Annotated in this window: 17 protein-coding genes; 12 read left to right on the top strand and 5 right to left on the bottom strand. The window is 36.9% G+C overall.

The annotated features are described in order from the left end of the window. Window positions 1–5 precede the first annotated feature (5 nt). Both HRG09_RS10940 and HRG09_RS10935 read left to right on the top strand, forming a co-directional pair. Window positions 6–947, top strand: a complete 942-nt coding sequence (locus HRG09_RS10940; RefSeq protein ID WP_174100840.1) for an ABC transporter substrate-binding protein — start codon at window positions 6–8, stop codon at window positions 945–947. A 324-nt stretch (window positions 948–1,271) separates the two neighbouring features. Then, window positions 1,272–2,576, top strand: coding sequence for an HD domain-containing protein (locus tag HRG09_RS10935; protein WP_174100839.1), 1,305 nt, complete (start codon window positions 1,272–1,274; stop codon window positions 2,574–2,576). Between the two features lie 42 nt (window positions 2,577–2,618). On the opposite strand, the gene HRG09_RS10930 is transcribed toward HRG09_RS10935, so the two are convergent. After that, window positions 2,619–2,804 (bottom strand): 2-hydroxymuconate tautomerase, encoded by a 186-nt coding sequence (locus HRG09_RS10930; protein WP_001147171.1) that lies wholly within the window; start codon window positions 2,802–2,804, stop codon window positions 2,619–2,621. A gap of 105 nt (window positions 2,805–2,909) precedes the next feature. Here HRG09_RS10930 and HRG09_RS10925 point away from each other — a divergent pair, with 105 nt between their 5' ends. Both HRG09_RS10925 and HRG09_RS10920 read left to right on the top strand, forming a co-directional pair. Next, window positions 2,910–3,584, top strand: coding sequence for a site-2 protease family protein (locus HRG09_RS10925; RefSeq protein WP_174100838.1), 675 nt, complete (start codon window positions 2,910–2,912; stop codon window positions 3,582–3,584). Between the two features lie 25 nt (window positions 3,585–3,609). Beyond that, window positions 3,610–4,119: a YwhD family protein gene (locus tag HRG09_RS10920; protein WP_174100837.1), complete on the top strand. Its 510-nt coding sequence runs from the start codon at window positions 3,610–3,612 to the stop codon at window positions 4,117–4,119. Window positions 4,120–4,207: 88 nt separating this feature from the next. Here the strand turns inward: HRG09_RS10920 and HRG09_RS10915 are convergent, their stop codons facing one another. Both HRG09_RS10915 and HRG09_RS10910 read right to left on the bottom strand, forming a co-directional pair. Then, window positions 4,208–6,259, bottom strand: a complete 2,052-nt coding sequence (locus HRG09_RS10915; RefSeq protein ID WP_174100836.1) for a transglycosylase domain-containing protein — start codon at window positions 6,257–6,259, stop codon at window positions 4,208–4,210. 238 nt (window positions 6,260–6,497) lie between these two features. Next, window positions 6,498–7,223 (bottom strand): glycerophosphodiester phosphodiesterase, encoded by a 726-nt coding sequence (locus HRG09_RS10910; RefSeq protein WP_174100835.1) that lies wholly within the window; start codon window positions 7,221–7,223, stop codon window positions 6,498–6,500. Window positions 7,224–7,374: 151 nt separating this feature from the next. Here HRG09_RS10910 and HRG09_RS10905 point away from each other — a divergent pair, with 151 nt between their 5' ends. The 4 genes from HRG09_RS10905 to speB all read left to right on the top strand — a co-directional run bounded on the left by HRG09_RS10905 (window position 7,375) and on the right by speB (window position 11,278). After that, window positions 7,375–7,782: a MerR family transcriptional regulator gene (locus HRG09_RS10905; RefSeq protein WP_174100834.1), complete on the top strand. Its 408-nt coding sequence runs from the start codon at window positions 7,375–7,377 to the stop codon at window positions 7,780–7,782. Window positions 7,783–7,787: 5 nt separating this feature from the next. Beyond that, the gene (locus tag HRG09_RS10900; protein ID WP_174100833.1) at window positions 7,788–8,951 is read left to right on the top strand and encodes an MFS transporter; all 1,164 of its coding nucleotides are present in this window, start codon (window positions 7,788–7,790) and stop codon (window positions 8,949–8,951) included. Between the two features lie 381 nt (window positions 8,952–9,332). Continuing rightward, entirely contained in the window at window positions 9,333–10,160 is an 828-nt protein-coding gene (gene speE, locus HRG09_RS10895; RefSeq protein ID WP_174100832.1) for a polyamine aminopropyltransferase, read from the top strand. A gap of 245 nt (window positions 10,161–10,405) precedes the next feature. Beyond that, window positions 10,406–11,278 carry an agmatinase gene (speB, locus tag HRG09_RS10890; protein ID WP_174100831.1) on the top strand — a complete coding sequence of 291 codons (873 nt, stop codon included), beginning with the start codon at window positions 10,406–10,408 and terminating at the stop codon, window positions 11,276–11,278. A 161-nt stretch (window positions 11,279–11,439) separates the two neighbouring features. Here speB and HRG09_RS10885 read toward each other — a convergent pair whose 3' ends face one another. Further along, window positions 11,440–12,477: a PTS sugar transporter subunit IIC gene (locus tag HRG09_RS10885; protein ID WP_174100830.1), complete on the bottom strand. Its 1,038-nt coding sequence runs from the start codon at window positions 12,475–12,477 to the stop codon at window positions 11,440–11,442. Window positions 12,478–12,711: 234 nt separating this feature from the next. Between HRG09_RS10885 and HRG09_RS10880 the strand changes: the two genes are divergently transcribed. Continuing rightward, window positions 12,712–13,074: a YxeA family protein gene (locus HRG09_RS10880; RefSeq protein WP_174100829.1), complete on the top strand. Its 363-nt coding sequence runs from the start codon at window positions 12,712–12,714 to the stop codon at window positions 13,072–13,074. Between the two features lie 30 nt (window positions 13,075–13,104). On the opposite strand, the gene HRG09_RS10875 is transcribed toward HRG09_RS10880, so the two are convergent. Then, entirely contained in the window at window positions 13,105–14,091 is a 987-nt protein-coding gene (locus HRG09_RS10875) for a S66 family peptidase (protein ID WP_174100828.1), read from the bottom strand. A 204-nt stretch (window positions 14,092–14,295) separates the two neighbouring features. On the opposite strand from HRG09_RS10875, the gene HRG09_RS10870 reads away from it, so the two are divergent. The 3 genes from HRG09_RS10870 to HRG09_RS10860 all read left to right on the top strand — a co-directional run. Then, the gene (locus HRG09_RS10870) at window positions 14,296–14,733 is read left to right on the top strand and encodes a YwiB family protein (protein ID WP_174100827.1); all 438 of its coding nucleotides are present in this window, start codon (window positions 14,296–14,298) and stop codon (window positions 14,731–14,733) included. Further along, window positions 14,733–16,403 (top strand): arginine--tRNA ligase, encoded by a 1,671-nt coding sequence (argS, locus tag HRG09_RS10865; RefSeq protein WP_174100826.1) that lies wholly within the window; start codon window positions 14,733–14,735, stop codon window positions 16,401–16,403. The genes HRG09_RS10870 and argS overlap by 1 nt, the downstream gene beginning before the upstream one ends. 1,689 nt (window positions 16,404–18,092) lie before the next feature. Next, window positions 18,093–20,084, top strand: a 1,992-nt coding sequence (locus HRG09_RS10860) for a Cna B-type domain-containing protein (RefSeq protein WP_174100825.1), incomplete at its 3' end; no start/stop codon positions are given.

The following is a 20,084-nucleotide window of genomic DNA, read 5'->3' as shown; positions in this document are numbered from 1 at the left end:
GGAATATGAAGAAATTTAAAGCGGTATTATTAGCGATGGTACTAGTCGTTACTTCTGTACTATTTGCAGCCTGTTCTTCTGACAAGAAAGAAGAAAAGAAAGCAGACGCAAAAGTGGAAGAGCGTACTGTACAACATGCAAAAGGTGAAATTAAAATTCCTGCAAATCCAAAGAAAATTGCTGACCTTAGTGGTTCAACAGAAGAATTATTAATCTTTGGAATGAAACCAATCATTACTGCAAATACGTCTCAAGAAAAAATTGATGCTCATATTGCGGATAAATTAAAAGATGTAAAACCAGTTGGCTCTGCTTGGGGCGACAAAATTAACATCGAAGCAGTAGCTGCTGCAAAACCAGATTTAATTCTTGTGAACAATCGTCAAGAAAAAATCTATGATCAATTATCTAAAATTGCACCAACTGTTATGTTAAAAACTCCATTAGATCAATGGCGTCCAAAGTTTGAAGAGTTAGGTAAAATCTTTGATAAAGAAAAAGAAACAACTGCATGGTTCAAGAAATATGATGAAAAAGCAAGCAAGTTACACGATAAAATCGTTGCAAAAACTGGTGATGCGAAGTTCATGAAAATGGCTGCATATCCAAATGCATTTCGTGTATACGGTGACTACGGTTACGGTAGCGTAATCTTCAAAGATTTAAAATTACCAGCAGTTCCAGGTACACCAATGGATAAACCATTAGTACAAGTACAAAAAGAAGCATTAATCGACTACAACCCAGATTACTTATTCGTATTTACAACTGGTGACGGTTCTCAGCGCTTAAAAGAATTCCAAGAAGAAACAATTTGGAAAAACATGAACGCTGTTAAGAACAACCACGTATTTACAATCAAGAACGAAGACCTAAATAAAGGATACTTCCCACTTGGTAAAGAAATGATCCTAGATGAAATTGCTGAGTTCGTTTTAGGAAAATAATATACAAAGAAAATCACTTTCGTTATAACGGAAGTGATTTTCTGCATTTCTATATAAATCCAATTCGAGTTTCTAATAGATGAATTATGATTATGGAGAACAAATAGAGACTTTTACTCATTTTCTCCTTTTGTTTTTACATGGCATGGGGCTAAAAAAGGTACTGACCGTTTCTATGCATGGCCGGATGCTCTCGTCCATCTAAAAAGAATGGTTTGATGTTAGTTTTTTAATTTGGATTTATATATAGTCTTTCGTTTCTTTCTCTTTCCTATTTCGTTTATAATATAAAGTAAGAATGCAGTAAGGAAGGAGGATGTCGATATGGTATATTTAAACGACAAACTCAGCGAAACAAAAGTGTTTAAAGACCCAGTACATAAATATGTACACGTGCGTGATCGTGTCATTTGGGATTTAATCGGAACGAAGGAATTTCAACGTTTGCGCCGTATTAAGCAGCTAGGAACGACGTTTTTTACATTTCATGGTGCAGAACATAGTCGCTTTACTCATTCATTAGGTGTATATGAGATTATTCGTCGTATGATTGATGATGTGTTTGATGGCAGACCAAATTGGAATGCAGAAGATAGATTGTTATGTTTATGTGCAGCTCTCTTGCACGATGTGGGACACGGTCCGTTCTCCCATTCCTTTGAAAAAGTTTTTTCATTAGATCATGAGAAGTTCACGCAAAAAATTATTGTCGATGATACGGAAATCAATGATGTACTTAGCCGTGTAGACCGAGAATTTCCACAAAAAGTAGCAGATGTGATTGCAAAAACGTCTGATAATAAATTAGCGATTAGTATGATCTCTAGTCAAATTGATGCAGATCGTATGGATTATTTATTAAGAGATGCATATTTTACTGGTGTAAAGTATGGGAATTTTGATATGGAACGTATACTTCGTGTCATGCGTCCATACGGCAATCAAGTCGTGATTAAAAATAGTGGTATGCACGCTGTTGAGCATTATATTATGAGCCGCTATCAAATGTACTGGCAAGTATACTTCCATCCAGTAACGCGCAGCGCAGAAGTGATTTTAACAAAGATTTTACACCGTGCAAAAACATTGCATGAGCAGTATTATACATTTAAGTATCATCCGGTTCATTTCTATTCTTTATTTGAAGAGGAAGTAACAGTAGAGGATTATTTAAAGCTAGATGAGAATGTAATGTATTACTATTTCCAGGTATGGCAAGATGAAGATGATCAAATTCTAAGTGATTTATGTCGTCGTTTTATGAACCGAAATCTCTTTAAATATGTAGAATTTACAGAGAATCATGGTTTAGATAATTGGATGGAATTAAGTAGTTTATTTAAAAAGATTGGGCTCGATCCAGAGTACTATTTAGTTGTGGATTCAACATCAGATTTACCGTATGACTTTTATCGTGCTGGAGAAGAAGAAGAGAGATTGCCAATCTTACTTCTTATGCCAAACGGAGACCTCAGGGAGCTTTCGCGTGAGTCGGATATTGTAGAGGCGATTACTGGTAAGAAGAGAAGGGATCAGAAACTTTTCTATCCACATGATTTAATTTATGAAGATGGAAGAAAAGGAAAATATAAAGAGAAAATTATTGAGTTATTAGAAGGAAAGAAATAAGAAGCAACCCCATGGACTGCTTCTTATTAAAGAAACTTGAAATTATTTGTCGCTTAAGCGTTTTCCGCCAACTGCATAATGATTTTTAGACATTTCTTCGATGAAAACAACGATGTTTTCTTCTGGAGCACCAGTTGTTTCGCTTACTGCTGCAGTTACTTTCTCAGCAAGAGCTTTCTTTTGTTCTTCTGTGCGTCCTTCTAGCATTTTCACTGTTACGTATGGCATGTACAATCGCTCCTTTTATGTAAGTTACAATCTTATTATAACGGATTATGAAGAAGAACAATCGAAAAAAATATTTTTTTCGACATAACGAAGAGGAGATGGAGTATGGAGAACTTTTTTGTATATCCACTGCACCAAATACCGTTGGTCGCAATGGCTATTGTTATTGCATTGTCTGTGCATGAATTTGCACATGCATATGTTGCATATAAGTTTGGAGACGATACCGCGAAAAGGCAGGGGCGTTTAACGTTATCGCCAATGTCCCATTTAGATCCGATAGGGATGATTGCTATATTAATCATTGGATTTGGTTGGGCGCGCCCAGTTCCTGTTAACCCGTATAATTTTAAAAAGCCACGTCTTGCTGGTGTACTTGTTTCGATTGCAGGGCCAATTAGTAACCTCATTTTGAGTGCGATTGGGTTAATTATTTTATATAGTTTAGATACATTTGGTGTATTAAATGCAGTTCCATTTGCAGTAGCAGATACGCTAATTCAATTCTTTCAAATTTTTATTACTCTTAATATTGTTTTATTTGTGTTCAACCTATTACCGATTCCACCACTTGATGGATATCGTGTAATTGAAGATTTAGCACCAGCAAATGTTCGTGCGAAAATGACGCAGTATGAGAAATATGGAGCGATCGCTTTATTGATTCTTGTTATTACACCGCTGGATCGTTATACAATTCAACCAATCTTCCAGGTGGTTATTCCGTATGTATTAGGTATTTTGCAAAGCGTTATTGCACCTATATTTGGATTAATGTAATACATGAGTGAGGAGGAGTTTACATATGACAGAGAAAAAGAAAAAAATCGGTTTTAATATTGTGAAAAACGATTCAACAGATGGACATGGTGGTTTTGGTGTTGGAGCACTAAGTTTAGAAAATATTTCACCTGTTTTCGTAGACGTAATTGAGCAAACTGCATTCGTTGATATCGGGGCGATGCATGCACGTAGTACTGTTGAAAAGGGAATTAAATTTTTAACGAATAAAGACGAAGTTCCAAATGGAAAGCCGTATTGGCTCGTATGGGTAACGATTGAGAGAACAGCAAAAGGTGCTTATTATGCAGGTGTAACAGCTTGTGAAATGACAGTTGACCGTGAAATTCGCCGTGGTTATAAATCACTTCCAGAGCACGTAAATAAGATGGATAAATCATTAAAACGTCACATCATGGTTGACCATATGGATGAGCCATCTAAGAAGGTGCTTGGCACATTCTTAAAAGAGCATAATGAAGCAATTTGGAATGAGTCTAGTGAAGAATTGCGTCAAGCATTATTAGGAGAATAAATTTAAGGCTACCAGGAGAACTTCTGGTAGCCTTTGCTATTATATGGCAAGTACTGATATGTGATGTGAAAAGGTCAATATATTGGGATTACCATGGAAAATACCTTTTCCACCAGCCTTCTTTTTTCTTTTCTTTGCTAGCCTTCTCGAATTCTTCCTTGTCATCCACATGATCTATGCAGTATTCGGTCGGTTCTGTTCCTTTTGTAAAATACATTTTTACAGAGACAGGACAGCTTTTCGTTGCGATTTTCCCATTTTCGGGATTGATATTTACAGCAACAACGTCACTTGGTTGTTTGAAATCCTTTTTAGGCTGACCTTCTAGTCCCTTTTCCATCGCAATGGCCCAAATCTTTTTGGCGTAGCCTTGTTCAGCTGGATTGGAAATAGATTTAGGCCTGTCGTATCCTACCCAAACACCAGTTACAATTTGCGGCGTGAAGCCAATCATCCAGCTATCCGTTTCTGTGGAGCCAGACTTCCCTGCATACGTACGCGATAGTTTTGGAAGAAGGGTATGTCCTGTAACAGATGCATAACCACTTAGCTTGTCATTGAACATTCCTGTCATCATCTCTTCCATTACAAACGTATTGTTTTTATCGAGAATTTGTTTACTTTCTAAATGTGCATCATATAAAATGTTTCCTTCGTTATCGACAACGCGACGGATAAAGGTTGGCTTTACTTGCTTTCCTCCATTTGCAAACATGCTGTATGCGCCCACCATTTCAATTGGTTTGACAGGAGAAGTACCAAGGGCAAGGGACGGTACGTCTTTTAATGAACTTGTAATACCGAATTGTTTCGCAGTTTTAGTAAGAGAATCTTCGCCTAAAAATAAATGTGTTTTCACAGCATATACGTTATCTGATACTGCAAGAGCTTGCGCCATCGTTACAAAGTCATCGGCATAATAATCTTTATAATTTTTCGGTTTATATTTAGAAACACCATCACCTAACGTAAATACCGTATATTCACTTTTTAAGCGAGTCGCTGGTGTAAATCCTTTTTCGAGTGCCGCGTAATATAAAAACGGCTTAAAGGTGGACCCTGGTTGGCGAGCCGCTTGAATCGCTCTGTTAAATTGACTCTCTTTATAATCTTTTCCACCAACAAGAGCTGCTACTTCCCCTGTTTTTGGATTCATTGAGACAAGAGCCGTTTGTATACTAGTTGTTTCTGGAATCGTATCTTTTACAGCTTGCTCAGCTATTGTTTGTAGTTTTGGGTCTAGTGTTGTATAGATACGGAGTCCACCACGCTGCAAAGTTTGCTCATCGAGTCCAATGTCATGGAGGAGAGATGATTGTACAGCGTCCTGAAAATAAGGTGCAATTTCTGTGACCTTTTTTGTTTCTAACGAAGCAAACGCAAGCTTTTCTTGTTTCGCAGAATTTGCTTGATTTTTTGTAATATATCCTTGTTCTACCATTTCATCTAAAATAATAGACTGCCTTGTTTTTGCCCGTTCTTCTTTTACATGGGGAGAGTATACGCTAGGACCTTTTGGAATGCCAGCTAACATACTTGCCTCTGCTAATGTTAAGTCACTAGCTGATTTATTAAAGTAAAGACGAGAAGCAGCTTCAATACCATAAGCGCCGTGCCCATAATAAATTGTATTTAAATATCCTTCTAAAATATGATTCTTATTGTAATTGACCTCAAGGCGAATCGTATAGAGTGCTTCTAACGCTTTTCTTTTCCAAGTTTTATCATGATCTAAATATAGATTACGGGCATACTGCTGCGTAATCGTGCTAGCACCTTGAACCTTTGCCATTGCTTTTATATCTGCAACGATTGCGCCAGCAATTCGTTTCATATCAAAACCATGATGATTATAAAATCGTTGGTCTTCAATAGAAAGCGTCGCTTCTCTTACATAAGGAGAAATTTGGTCGAGGGACACGTTATAGCGCTTTTGCATTCCATTACTTTGTCCCATTACAGTATCATCATTCGCATAAAAGGTGCTTGTTTGTGGAACAGCAATGGGAGGTGGTCCCATAATCTTTGCAACAATAATGATAATAAAAAAAGAAAAAACGAAAAAAAGAACGCATGAAAAAAGTGCGGTGAAGAAAAGACGTTTATATTTTTTAAGTTTTGGATTTATAGTTTGATCCATCTTTTTCATCCCCTCATCATATACTTTTATCCCGCTATTCGAGGGCAGTAATCCCCTACCTCAAACCTTAGCAAAGGAAAAGAAGTGAGGTGGAGGGATAAATTTCCCGTAAAAGCCCGATTGGTGAAGGCTAATAATCAGTGGGAGATGAGGAACCCCTCACTGATTAAAGTTTCACTTTAATAGTATTGAGGGTTTTTTCGTATTTTAAACACAAAACAAAAAAGAGCTCCCTTATTTAAGAAAGGAGCTCAAAAGCACGCATCGGCCAATCTGTAATAATAACATCTACGCTGTAATCAATCATAGTTTGTAAATCTTTATATTCATTGATTGTATAGGGTCGGAATACATATCCTTGTTGCTGTGCAGTTTGGACAAATTCTTTTGTTAATAGCTGAAAATTAGGGTGTAATCCGGTCGCTTCTCTTTTCTTTGCTTCAGCAATTGGATCAGCAATTGGTTCATCATATAAGATAGCTCTCGGGATTCCAGGAGCAAGTTCTGCAAGCAAAGAAACAGAATCATGGTTAAACGATGAGAATATAATTTGGTTTAAAAGGTGATATTCCCGAACAAGATCAACAACTTTCTCTTCGATACCTGGATAGTGGATTACGTCTGTTTTTAATTCAATATTAAGTTGTAAATTTGTCGTAGATAACCAAATGAGAACTTCTCGTAAGGTTGGGATTTTTGCTTGGTGAAAAGAGGGGTCTTTATGGCTTCCTGCATCAAGCGATTGTAATTCCGCTACTGTTTTCTCAGAAACAAGTCCAATCCCATTTGTCGTACGGTCAACAGTCTCATCGTGAATTACAACAAGCTCACCATCTTTCGCAAGGTGAACGTCAAGTTCAATGCCGTGAGCACCAACGCGCTCTGCTTCTTGGAAAGCGATCATTGTATTTTCTGGATGTGTGCCTTTCACTCCGCGATGGGCAAAAATAAGTGGTTTTTTCATCTGAAAATCTCCTTGTGAGTTCATTTCTTTCATTATGAAACTACGGTGAAAAAAATACAATTCATATGCCAAACATTTACAAAAGTATAATAGTTGCACAAAAGTTAACGTTAACGTAAAATGTAATGATGTGATAGAAGGAGGAATATACATGTATAAGATTGATGAAGTAACAAAGCAAGTTGGATTAACAAAGCGTACACTTCGTTATTATGAGGAAATTGGCCTGATTCATCCGCCGGAGCGTAGTGAAGGAAATATTCGTCTTTATACAGATGAAGATATTACACGTATTAAGAGGATTGTAGAAGCAAAAGAAGTATTAGGAATTACACTTCAAGAAATGCATCATTTCTTATCATTAAAAGAGCGCATGGAGCAAAGAAGAAATAGCGAAAATCCACGTGATCGTGCAGTGATTCAAGAAATTAAGGATATGCTTGAGAACCAAGTACAAACTCTTGATACAAAAATGAAACAAATAGAGCGCGTGAAATCAGAATTAGAGACTAGTTTAGAGCGCGCAACTAGATTCTTGGAGGAAACAAAAGGAGAGTAATAAAAATGGAGAGCAAACAAAAATTGGGAAGATTGATTACAGTACCGGCTACTTTCCTTGCCTTTTCAGGCATCGGAGTAGTCGATCCTATTTTGCCGATTATTGCTGAGAAAATTGGTGCCACACATTGGCAAGTGGAAATGTTATTTACAGCATATATTTTAACGATGGCAATTATGATGTTGCCTGCTGGTTTATTTGCAGCACGATTTGGCGATAAGAGAATGATGACAATTGGTTTATCGATTGTAACTGTATTTGCTTTTATATGCGGTATATCACAAACGATTGCACAGTTATCTCTTTTCCGCGCTGGCTGGGGGCTAGGAAATGCGATGTTTTTCGCAACAGCGATGACATTATTAATTGCTTTAAGTAAAGAAGTACATGAAGCAGTTGGTTTATACGAAGCTGCGATTGGTTTAGGGATGGCAGGTGGTCCATTATTAGGTGGATTACTTGGCGGATATTCTTGGCGATACCCGTTTTTTGCGACAAGTCTTTTAATTTTATTAGCATTTATTCTTGTTTTCTTTTTTGTAAAAGAACCGGAGCGTAAAGTGCAGCGTAAAGCCGCTGGAGTAGGTGAATTACTTAACCTAATTAAATATAAACCATTTATGCAAGGTGCAATTTCAGGCATGTTATATTATTATGGATTTTTCGTTGTATTAGCATATTCACCACTCATTATGCATCTATCTGCAATTCAACTCGGTTTCGTATTTTGCGGCTGGGGACTTGCGCTAGCATATGGGTCTGCAATATTAGCACACAAGTTAGAAGGGAAATATGAACAAAAAGCATTGTTAAGATTTAGTTTATTTGTATTCGCGATTCTGTTAATTGCGTTATTCTTTGTTAAAGTGATGTGGTTGCAAATCGTTCTTATCGTTTTATCTGGATTAACATCTGGATTAAATAACGCTCTGTATACAAGCTATGTCATGGATATTTCACCTTATGAAAGATCTATTACGTCTGGTGTATACAATTTCGTCCGTTGGCTTGGTGGGGCGATTGCACCAATTTTATCAGGAATTATTGGCCATACAATTTCACCACAAAGTCCATTTTTAGTTGGGGGAATCGTTGTACTAGTTGGTTGTATCATGATTTTAATTCCTGTTCGAGAAGGTTCTAAATTAGAAGCAGAAACCCTTTCATAACCAGCTTGTTGGGAAACAGGAGCTAGGGGCTCCTGTTTTTTGTCGTTTTTTGTTGGTTAGTCGATATCCTTTGTCGAATCGCCGATAAAATTTCATTCATCACTTTATACGAAAAACCCTCATCAAATCACCATGTTTCTTTTTATAATCTTATAGCATTTTCCTTTCTCCACGGCTTGATGAACCCTGTTATAAGAAAGGGTTTTCTTTATTGTTAAATATAGTGTTTAAGTAATATGTGAATAAAAATACTTTAATTAAAATATATTTTCGGTATTTTTGTACTTTTAACTATACATTTTGTATGTTTTGTTTTATTTTTGTTAGGGGACATTAATGATGTCCCTATTATAAATTTGCAGCGAAAGGCGTGATTGTACGATGGAACTATGGTTCACTGAAAAACAAACAAAACATTTTGGAATTACGGCGCGTATTAACCGCACATTACATACGGAGCAAACAGAATTTCAAAAGCTTGATATGGTTGAAACTGAAGAATTCGGAAACATGCTTATTTTAGATGGCATGGTTATGACAACAGAGAAGGACGAGTTCGTGTATCATGAAATGGTAGCACACGTACCTTTATTTACACATCCAAACCCTGAGAACGTATTAGTTGTTGGCGGTGGTGACGGTGGTGTAATCCGTGAAGTATTAAAGCACCCAAGCGTAAAGAAAGCAACACTTGTTGAAATCGACGGTAAAGTAATTGAGTACTCTAAACAGTACTTACCATCAATTGCAGGTGCATTAGATAACGAGCGCGTTGAAGTAAAAGTAGGAGACGGTTTCCTACACATCGCAGAAAGTGAAAATGAATATGATGTAATCATGGTTGACTCTACGGAGCCAGTAGGTCCAGCAGTAAACTTATTTACAAAAGGATTCTACGCGGGAATCTCAAAAGCGTTAAAAGCAGACGGTATCTTCGTTGCGCAAACGGACAACCCTTGGTTTACACCAGAATTAATTTCAACTGTGTTTAAAGACGTAAAAGAAATCTTCCCAATTACACGTCTATACACAGCGAATATCCCAACATACCCAAGTGGAATGTGGACATTCACAATTGGATCTAAAGAACACGATCCATTAAAAGTAAGCGAAGAGCGTTTCCACGAAATTGAAACGAAATATTACACAAAAGAACTGCACAAAGCAGCATTCGTATTACCAAAGTTTGTTGGAGATTTAATTAAATAGAAAAGCGGAAGCGAAGCCACCGAGCATTCTAGCCGCTGTAGCTAGACGAAAGAAAAGCGGAAGTGGCTCATTCAAGGTGTACGATAGAACGGACATGCTAGCTGCTTTCGCTACTATAAATGAAATAATCTTCTTATCGTTAAAAGAAGATTGAGGTAAATCGAGAAAGAGGAGTATAGTGCTCCAAATTTGAGAAATAATGAAAGGTTGGGATACCTTAAGTTCCACATAAGGAGGAAAAGAATATGCGTTTTGATGAAGCTTATTCAGGTAAAGTATTTATTAAAAGTCATCCAAGTTTTGAAGAGTCAGAGGCTGTTATTTACGGAATGCCAATGGATTGGACAGTAAGCTACCGTCCAGGTTCCCGTTTTGGCCCTGCACGTATTCGTGAAGTATCACTTGGACTAGAAGAATATAGTCCATATTTAGATCGTGAACTAGAAGAAGTGAAATATTTTGATGCTGGTGATATTCCGTTACCATTCGGAAACCCACAGCGCAGCATAGACATGATTGAAGAATATGTAGCAAAACTATTAGATGCTGGTAAGTTTCCATTAGGTCTCGGCGGTGAGCACCTAGTGTCTTGGCCAATTTTTAAGGCAATGGCAAAAAAATATTCGGATTTAGCAATTATTCATATGGATGCTCATACTGATTTACGTGAGTCGTATGAAGGGGAGCCGTTATCTCACTCTACACCGATTCGTAAAGTGTGCGATTTAATTGGTCCGGAAAACGTATATTCTTTCGGAATTCGTTCTGGAATGAAAGAAGAATTCGAATGGGCAAAAGAAGTGGGCATGAACCTATACAAATTTGACGTATTAGAACCGTTAAAAGAAGTATTGCCAAAGCTTGCAGGACGCCCAGTCTATGTCACAATTGATATCGACGTATTAGATCCAGCACATGCTCCTGGAACAGGGACATTAGAAGCTGGTGGTATCACATCTAAAGAACTATTAGATTCCATCGTAGCAATTGCAAATTCAAATATAAAAGTAGTTGGAGCAGACTTAGTAGAAGTAGCTCCAGTATACGATCATAGTGACCAAACACCAATCGCAGCAAGCAAATTCGTGCGGGAAATGCTTCTTGGTTGGGTAAAATAAAAGCGGAAACGGCTCGTTCAAAATGGGAGGGGGATGGAGCTTCAGACGTAGAGGAAATTTTTGCCTCGCAGGAAAAAGTGAAGCCACCGAGCATTCTAGCCGTTGCAGCTGGATAAAAAGAAAAAGGAGCGAGTTCCATTCATGGAACTCGCTCCTTTTTCTTATGCAACTTTTTCTTTCGAAGTGATTCCGCGAATTTCATCAGCGGTACGAATTGGGTACTTACGGAAAATAATTGTTCCGATATAACCAATAATTGTGGTAACAATTCCACATAATATAGCTGCAATTGTTACCTTTATTACATCGTTGAATCCGAATAGAACAAGAATCCCTGGAATTGGTGATGCTGTACCAGGTGCGTTATTCACAAGTTGGAATAAGGATGTAATAATGCCGGCAAGTGCACCGCCGACAAAGTTTGTCGCATAGATTGGAATTGGATTTGCTGCGACAATGTCAGCTTGTGTTAATGGTTCAATTGCTACAGCAATTGTATCTTTCTTTGAACAAATCTTTAAACGCTTAAAGAAAATAAAATTCATTGGAGCAGAGGCTGCTACTGCGAGACTACCAATGGCCATTGGTAAGCCCGTTAAACCAAGCATAGCAGTTAGAGCCATGGAGCTTAATGGTGATGTAGAGATAACTGTGATGAGACCGCCAAGCATAATCCCCATAATAACCGGGCTTTCTGTAGTCGCAATTGAAATAATAGAACCGATTTTTCCAAGTGTTGCATTTACAACTGGATCCATAAGCATAGCCATTCCGCGTGAAAGAGGGGCAGCGATGAACAAGATTGCTAAAAATTCTACGCCAGCAGGTAATTTCTTTTCGAGAAATTTCACGACAAATGCGCAAACATAGCCAGCAAAAAATCCTGGTAAAATACCGAATCCACTTGTGGCAATCCCAATTAAAACAGCATATACAGGAGATACACCTATTGCGAGTGCCACTAAAATTGCAGCTGCGACACCGCTCATGCCACCAGAGGCTTGCCCAACCGATTGCAGAAAGTCATTATGAAACATTTCTCCACCAATATAACGATGAAATGCTTCAATAAGAAAACTTGCGATTGCAGCGTTGGCCAAGGCACCCATTGCTTTCATTCCGTAAGGAGCACGGTAGCTAAACAGTGTGAAAAGAAAAAGTACAACAAGTAGTAGTGCTAAACCTTGCAAGATAGCCATTTGATAACTGTCTCCTTTTTGATATTTGTTATAAAAATTTGTATTATTCAATAATAATACAAAAATTGCTTAAACGGAAAATTTTTTTATTCGGAAAATACTACAAACAATTTTTCTTACACGATTGTAAGGAAAGTGTAAGGCGTTTCGATAGAGTATAGTATGTCCTTTTCCGTATAATACAAATATGAGTATAGGAATGGTAAGAAAGATATACAAGCAGGAGGCACATATATGAAATTGGTAATGAGAGTTTTAGTCGTTTTTGCCATTCTTTTAGGTGGAACGGCATATTATTTACAATCAAAAACAGAAGGTGTAGGGGCATTTGTCGATAACTTCTTTTCAAATAAAGAAATACAAGATTATTACGCGGTTATAAATAAAGGTGAGAAAAAAGATGACGAATATTTATATACATTAAAGGGCTACACAGAAGATGGAAAGAAACAAGTAATCAAAAAAATGGTGAACCGCCAACTTCCGTCAGGTGTTTTTGTTAAGATTTATGCTAAAGGTATGCAAGGAAAAAGCTTTGCTGAAATTCCAAAAGAGGCGATTCCTGAAAAGGCATTACAACAATTACAAAAAGGGTAAAAGGAGCGAATTAAATGATTCGCTCCTTTTTTAATGCGTTAAAAGTGTGATGGATGTTTTTGTTTTGTTCGACGTAATTTGTACACGCCCACCGATAGGGAAAGTGAATATTGGTGTCGTATGGCCAAAGTTAGCATTTGAAATGACAGGAATGTGGGAAAGCTCTTGTTTTGAGTAAATCATTTCTTGTATATCTTCTATAACAGCTTCAGACGCTTTTTGCAGTTTTCCAATGACAATACCTTTTACATATTCAAATTCAGGTTGTTGCATAAGGGAGTGTAAGTAACGATCGAATGTCTGTACAGTTGCGTTTCCCGTTAAAGCATCTTCCTCTAAAAATAATATTTTATCTCGTAAGCTCGGCATATATGTTGTGCCTTGTAGTAAATTAAAGGTACTCATATTACCGCCAACAATTTCGCCAACTGCTTCACCTTCATGTAAGGAAATATACCCTTCATTTTGAAAGAAAGTTCGATTTTCTTGATCCATATACCAAGAGTCATCACTCCACGTTTCAGCAGGTTGTATTTCTATCGGCTCTTCAGAAGTCATGCATTTTAAAAAGTAATCTATCGTATAATCAAGCCCTTTTTCCATTCCAAAAGAAGAAAAGTGAGGACCCGAATATGTAATAAGCCCAGTCTTTGCATAAATTGCATTGCCTAGAGCTGTAATATCAGAATAACCACATAAAATTTTTGGATTGCTGCCAATTAAGTCATAATTTATATGGTTTAGTAGCCCATTGGAATTATATCCTCCAAGTGTTGTTAAGATTGCTTTTACGCTTGGATCAGCGAAAGCTTCATGAAGATCATGAATACGAGAAGTAACAGAGGAAGAAGCAAAACGATCGATTTCTTCCGCATTTTTTGAAAAGGTAACATGAAATCCTAGATCTGTTAGTCGTTGTATAGCAAGATCTCGATTGTAATCTGAAACAATACTTAAACTAGAAGACGGCGAAATAACTCGGATCTCATCTCCCCTTTTTAATTTTGGTGGTATCATTTGCAACATCCCCTTTTAATGAAAGAAAATTTAGATTTAAAAGATATTTTATCATAGGAGATAGATCTTTATAAATTGTTTTTTCGAAACAGGGTTTTCCTGATTTTTCAGCAGACAGACAGAGGCTTTTTTTGATATGATAGGAAAAGTGATTTATTATAAAGTTTATTTAATATCTATAACATGTTGAAAGGTGTGCAAGACGTGGAGAAACAACTTGCAGGCTTGCCAATGCACGTTCATTTCGTAACAGAAATCCGTGAAGGGGCACGAAAGGAGACCGTTGCTTTTGAAGCAAATGGTCAATACTATGTAAAAGGTCAAAGTACATATGTAACATTTCAAGAGCCGAACGAACAAGGCGAAGTGAAGACAATTATCAAAATTCAAGGTGAACAAGTTCTCATTATGCGTTCAGGTGCTGTTTCTATGCGTCAGACGCATGTGAAAGGTGAATGGACAACTGGTACGTATACGAGTGAGCTTGGTACGTTTGCATTGCAAACGAAAACCGATAATGTTCTTTTTAAATGGTCGGACGAGAAGAAAAAAGGACAACTCTTTTTAACGTACGCACTGCTTCTAAGTGAACAAGAGGCTGGCCGATATACAATTACGATTAATTTGAAGGAGGCAAAATAATGAACTCTTTAGAACAAGTAAAAGAATTGATTAAAGACGAAATTAAAGCTGCGGTAGTAAAAGCTGATTTAGCAACAGAAGAACAAATTCCAAACGTTGTATTAGAATCTCCGAAAGATAAAACACATGGTGACTTCTCTACAAACATGGCGATGCAACTTGCGCGCGTTGCGAAAAAAGCACCTCGTATGATTGCAGAAGAATTAATTGCAAACTTTGATAAAGCGAAAGCTTCTATCGAAAAAATTGAAATTGCTGGTCCTGGTTTTATTAACTTCTATATGGATAACAGCTACTTAACAGATTTAATACCGGCAATTGTTAAAGCTGGTGAGGCTTATGGTGAAACAAACACTGGTAAAGGTGAAAAAGTACAAGTTGAGTTCGTATCTGCAAACCCAACAGGCGACCTTCACTTAGGACATGCACGAGGTGCAGCAGTAGGTGACACATTATGTAACGTATTAGCAAAAGCGGGATATGATGTATCTCGTGAATACTACATTAATGACGCTGGTAACCAAATTCATAACTTAGCGCTTTCTGTTGAAGCTCGTTACATGCAAGCATTAGGGCTAGAAAAAGAAATGCCAGAAGACGGCTACCATGGTGCAGATATCATTGGAATTGGCCAACGCTTAGCTGAAGAGTTTGGCGATCGTTATGCAAAAGCTGATGAAAAAGAAAGCTACGAGTTCTACCGTGAGTACGGTTTAAAATATGAGTTAGCAAAACTTCAAAAAGACTTAGAAAGCTTCCGTGTTAAATTTGATGTTTGGTTCTCTGAAACATCACTATACAAAAACGGAAAGATTGATCAAGCTCTTGCAGTATTAAAAGAGCGCGACGAAATCTTTGAAGAAGAGGGCGCAACTTGGTTCCGTTCAATGACTTATGGCGATGATAAAAACCGTGTATTAATTAAAAACGACGGTTCTTACACGTACTTAACGCCAGATATCGCATATCACCGTGATAAACTAGAGCGCGGATTTGATAAATTAATCAACATTTGGGGCGCTGACCATCACGGTTACATTCCTCGTATGAAAGCAGCAATTCAAGCGCTTGGTTATGATAAAGAGACGTTAGAAGTAGAAATCATCCAAATGGTACAACTATACCAAAACGGTGAAAAAGTAAAAATGAGTAAGCGTACAGGGAAAGCTGTTACACTTCGTGAGCTAATGGAAGAAGTAGGCGTGGACGCAATGCGTTACTTCTTTGCAATGCGTAGCGGTGACTCTCACTTAGACTTTGATATGGACTTAGCGGTATCAAAATCGAACGAAAACCCTGTATACTATGCACAATACGCTCATGCACGCGTATGCAGTATTCTTCGTCAAGGCGAAGAGCTTGGATTAACTGCAGGTGGAGATGTAAACTACAAACTGGTTGCTTCTGAAAAAGAAGTGGACTTACTGAAAAAACTTGGTGAATTCCCAGCAGTAGTTGCAGACGCAGCGCAAAAACGTTTGCCACACCGCATTACAAGCTATGCATTTGAATTAGCAGCAGCGCTTCATAGCTTCTACAATGCAGAAAAAGTATTAAACCAAGATAACTTAGAGTTAAGTAAAGCTCGTTACGACTTAATGCGTGCAGTACGCATCACACTTCAAAATGCATTAGCATTAGTAGGTGTATCTGCGCCGGAGAAAATGTAATAGCCAAAAGAAAAGATGCTTATTTTGTTTAGAAGTGATATAAGAGTTGATGTAAAAATGTCTGATCGTTCTATAGATTGATCAGACGTCAAAGAAGCACACCGGAAAGTCGTATGGGGAGACCCTCATGTACGGCTTAATGAGGGGGAGCTGAAACAGAGAAAAGAGATGGCAAAGCCATCTCTTTTCTCTGTTTCCTAATCTAAATATATGTGACAAATATATGTTATAGTGATGAGACGAAAATAGAAAAACATCAATTAACTATTGATTTTTAGGAACGATTCTAGAATAATAGGTTGTCGGGGGTAAAATTATCAAAAAGCTGTACATGTAGTATTAGTTGGGGGAATGTTAGCAGGAAATGGTGTGTTCTTTGTAAATGATATTGTTACAACTATGCGAAATACTAAACTAACATTTCATCTAACCAAGTATCTACACAATTAGTAAAGTAAGTAATCTTGAAAACTTCCAACCTAGTCAAAAAACTAGGGGGGTTTATGTCTAAAATAGTACATATAGTCCAACTAAAGTTTTCATGATTTGATAAAAATTATGAAAGGATATAAATCTCTCGATTTTGATATTATCATCACTTATATATATAAATCTCTCGATATTAAAATGTAATGTCGCCCTAGAAAAGCTAACTCTTCTTAGCGAGTAAGTGAAATGTATGTATAAGTTCATTTTAATTCTTCGACATAGCCATAGATCCATTAGGCAAATTACTTTTTCTCGACACTCATTTATAGACTCCAAAAATGAAAAGGCTGGATTTCATATTTCTGCACGATTCATATGAAATTGGTTGCCAATCAAACTCTTTTTTATTTACCCCTAAATTCGTTCCATTGTATTCAGATTTGGAGAATATGACTTTTATCTTCATAGGCAAACAATACTTCGTCCGGAGAGTTTTTTATCATATAGCGCTTATATTGGAACGTTTCTTGTTTTTCTTGTCTGATTGTTTCGGTGTGTAGTTCAGTTGTGCAACGAAACATAAAACGTTTTAACATATGGCTAATTTTACTGCGACTCATGATGACAGAAAACGAAGACATATCTTCAATGACACCCTTTAGAATACGAGTATCCTAGCACGTTTCGCAGCCATAACCTTCTTCGGCTGATTTGCTAAATTCGATTGTACGCTGTATTTCTTGTTATTCTTTATGAAGATAATTATGAAAATTAGCTAAATGCATATTTGCTGTGAAGTAGCTCGTCCATACTGATCCGCAATGAAATTTTTGCGTATTGAGCAATCGTTTGCGCTGGATATGAAGAAATTTCGGGAACCCTACGGCATAATAAGACGAATGACTGTCATGAGTTTTATCGTGAATGCTTGTTGAATTGTCTTCTCTTGACTTTGAAGTTGTCCTATGACCTGTTCATATGTATTTATAATTTGAATTCCTTTATCTATTTTTGTTAAACAATATAGACTAGAAATAACACAGTTTAGACATGTCGAAGAAATTAGATGAACCTATATAAAAAGCAAATTTCAAATCTCTAAGTAATAGAAGAGTTGAAAAAAGAGAAAAAGATGATAATAGCTATCAAACATATTTAAGGAAAATAGCTTAATGACATTGAATAATAGAATCTTTGTCATAGTATGTTTGTACCAGGATTTATATGCATTCAATTTTATAGGAGGGAATCACACAAAGTATGTATTTAAAAAGAATAACTTCGATTTTTTCGATTATAATGATTTTGATGTTTACTATAGGTCAGAGTTTGCTGCCTATAATAGCCAATGCACAAGAGTTAAATACATTAGGACTTGTGGATAATTTTACGATTGGTAAAACAAATCTACAGACCGGGGAATCAACAAAAGTAACTGTAAACTTCAGTGAAAAAGATGGAGTTAGGCTGAAGCCTGGAGACACACTAACATTAACACTGCCTCCAGAATTACATGGATATAAGGGAACGATTCAGTTAGATGATTATGGTACTTGTAAAGTAAATCAAGGTACTGTGGTATGTACATTTAATGATAAAGTAGATACGCATGAAAATATTAAAGGTTTTTTAGACTTTAACGTGTTAGCTACTGGTGTAGGAACTGATGAAAAGAAAGAGATTGAAACAAATTTTGGTACAAATTTAGATAAGCAAGCTGTAACAATTACTGGCCCGAAAGGTGGCGGTGGTACAGACCCTGGAAAGGGACCGTTTTTTTATAAAGCTGGAGACATGCTCGGTAATGAAAATGAAGTGCGCTGGTTCTTGAATATAAACTTAAATAAAGAAGAGTTAAGTCGTGATATTGTTGTGACTGATAAATTACAAGAAGGTCAAACACTTAATAAGGATAGTTTCTCTATAACTGTTAATGATTATCTGGGTAATCGAAATTTAACGCTAAAAGATTTTGAAAACCAAGGTTATGGAAAGATTACCTTTAACGATGACAACTCATTTAAAGTTGTGCTTTATCAGAATAAAGCGCGTCTTGCTTCTTTTACAGTTCAATATACATCTACTATAACGGAAGCCGGAAAGAAGCAAGAATTCCTTAAGAATGATTATACGATTGATTACCAGGTTCTAAACAAAGACCTAGTTTCTGATTCAGGTACTGCCCAAACTCAAAATATGTCAGCTGGCGGTGGTGCTGAAGGTAACCAGGTTCCAAAAGGAATACTAAAAATTGTTAAACATATTGAAGGAAATAAAGAAAAAGTAATCCCAAATGTTTCGTTTAAGTTATATAAAGAGTCTGGTGAACAAGTTGGGAGCGAATATAAAACAAATGAAAAAGGGATAATTGAAACTCCTAAATTAGCACCAGGTAAATATTATGTGCAAGAGGTTTCAGCTCCAGACTATATTGATTTTGATCCTCAGGCAAAAGTAGAGTTTGAAGTGAAATCAAATGATGTAAATGGAGTGGAATTGCCGATTCCGAATAAGGTGAAAACTACATCTGTTACAGGAACAAAGATATGGAATGACAACAACAACAAGTTCAACACGCGCCCAGAAAGCATCAAGGTTCAATTGCTTCAAAATGGAAAAGAGTTCAAAACACAAGAAGTGAAAGCGGACAAGGAAGGCAACTGGAACTTCAACTTCAAAGACCTTCCGAAGTACGATGAACAAGGAAACGAGTACACGTACACAGTAAGTGAAGTGAAAGTAGACGGCTATGAAACAAAAGTAGAAGGCACAACGATTACAAACACTTATAAGAATGTGGAAACAACAGAAATCAGTGGTAAGAAAGTATGGGACGACTACAATAATAAGTTTAATACACGCCCAGAAAGCATCAAGGTTCAATTGCTTCAAAATGGACAAGAGTTCAAAACACAAGAAGTGAAAGCTGATCAAGAAGGGAACTGGAATTTCAGCTTTAAAGAACTTCCAAAGTATGATGAACAAGGAAACGAATACACGTACACAGTAGGTGAAGTGAAAGTTAAAGACTACGAAACAAAGGTAGAAGGCACAACAATTACGAATACTTACAAAAATATGGAAGCGACAGAAATCAGTGGTAAGAAAGTATGGGACGACTACAATAATAAGTTTAATACACGCCCAGAAAGCATCACAGTTCAATTGCTTCAAAATGATAAAGAGTTGAAAACACAAGAAGTAAAAGCTGATGCAGAAGGCAACTGGAATTTCAGCTTCAAAGAACTTCCA

It is taken from the genome of Bacillus sp. Xin1 (assembly GCF_013314535.1).
Taxonomy (GTDB): domain Bacteria; phylum Bacillota; class Bacilli; order Bacillales; family Bacillaceae_G; genus Bacillus_A.
The sequence above is the reverse complement of the archived record's forward strand: the minus strand, read 5'-3'. Positions and strand labels throughout refer to the sequence as shown.

Bases quoted from the DNA above. Each gene is read 5' to 3' on its own strand.
- HRG09_RS10925 (WP_174100838.1), top strand. From the start codon at position 2,910: ATGGAGAACTTTTTTGTATATCCACTGCACCAAATACCGTTGGTCGCA.
- HRG09_RS10900 (WP_174100833.1), top strand. From the start codon at position 7,788: ATGGAGAGCAAACAAAAATTGGGAAGATTGATTACAGTACCGGCTACT.
- HRG09_RS10915 (WP_174100836.1), bottom strand. From the start codon at position 6,259: ATGGATCAAACTATAAATCCAAAACTTAAAAAATATAAACGTCTTTTC.
- HRG09_RS10880 (WP_174100829.1), top strand. From the start codon at position 12,712: ATGAAATTGGTAATGAGAGTTTTAGTCGTTTTTGCCATTCTTTTAGGT.
- HRG09_RS10935 (WP_174100839.1), top strand. From the start codon at position 1,272: ATGGTATATTTAAACGACAAACTCAGCGAAACAAAAGTGTTTAAAGAC.
- HRG09_RS10940 (WP_174100840.1), top strand. From the start codon at position 6: ATGAAGAAATTTAAAGCGGTATTATTAGCGATGGTACTAGTCGTTACT.
- HRG09_RS10910 (WP_174100835.1), bottom strand. From the start codon at position 7,223: ATGAAAAAACCACTTATTTTTGCCCATCGCGGAGTGAAAGGCACACAT.
- HRG09_RS10875 (WP_174100828.1), bottom strand. From the start codon at position 14,091: ATGATACCACCAAAATTAAAAAGGGGAGATGAGATCCGAGTTATTTCG.
- argS (WP_174100826.1), top strand. From the start codon at position 14,733: ATGAACTCTTTAGAACAAGTAAAAGAATTGATTAAAGACGAAATTAAA.
- HRG09_RS10920 (WP_174100837.1), top strand. From the start codon at position 3,610: ATGACAGAGAAAAAGAAAAAAATCGGTTTTAATATTGTGAAAAACGAT.
- speB (WP_174100831.1), top strand. From the start codon at position 10,406: ATGCGTTTTGATGAAGCTTATTCAGGTAAAGTATTTATTAAAAGTCAT.
- HRG09_RS10885 (WP_174100830.1), bottom strand. From the start codon at position 12,477: ATGGCTATCTTGCAAGGTTTAGCACTACTACTTGTTGTACTTTTTCTT.
- HRG09_RS10905 (WP_174100834.1), top strand. From the start codon at position 7,375: ATGTATAAGATTGATGAAGTAACAAAGCAAGTTGGATTAACAAAGCGT.
- HRG09_RS10930 (WP_001147171.1), bottom strand. From the start codon at position 2,804: ATGCCATACGTAACAGTGAAAATGCTAGAAGGACGCACAGAAGAACAA.
- speE (WP_174100832.1), top strand. From the start codon at position 9,333: ATGGAACTATGGTTCACTGAAAAACAAACAAAACATTTTGGAATTACG.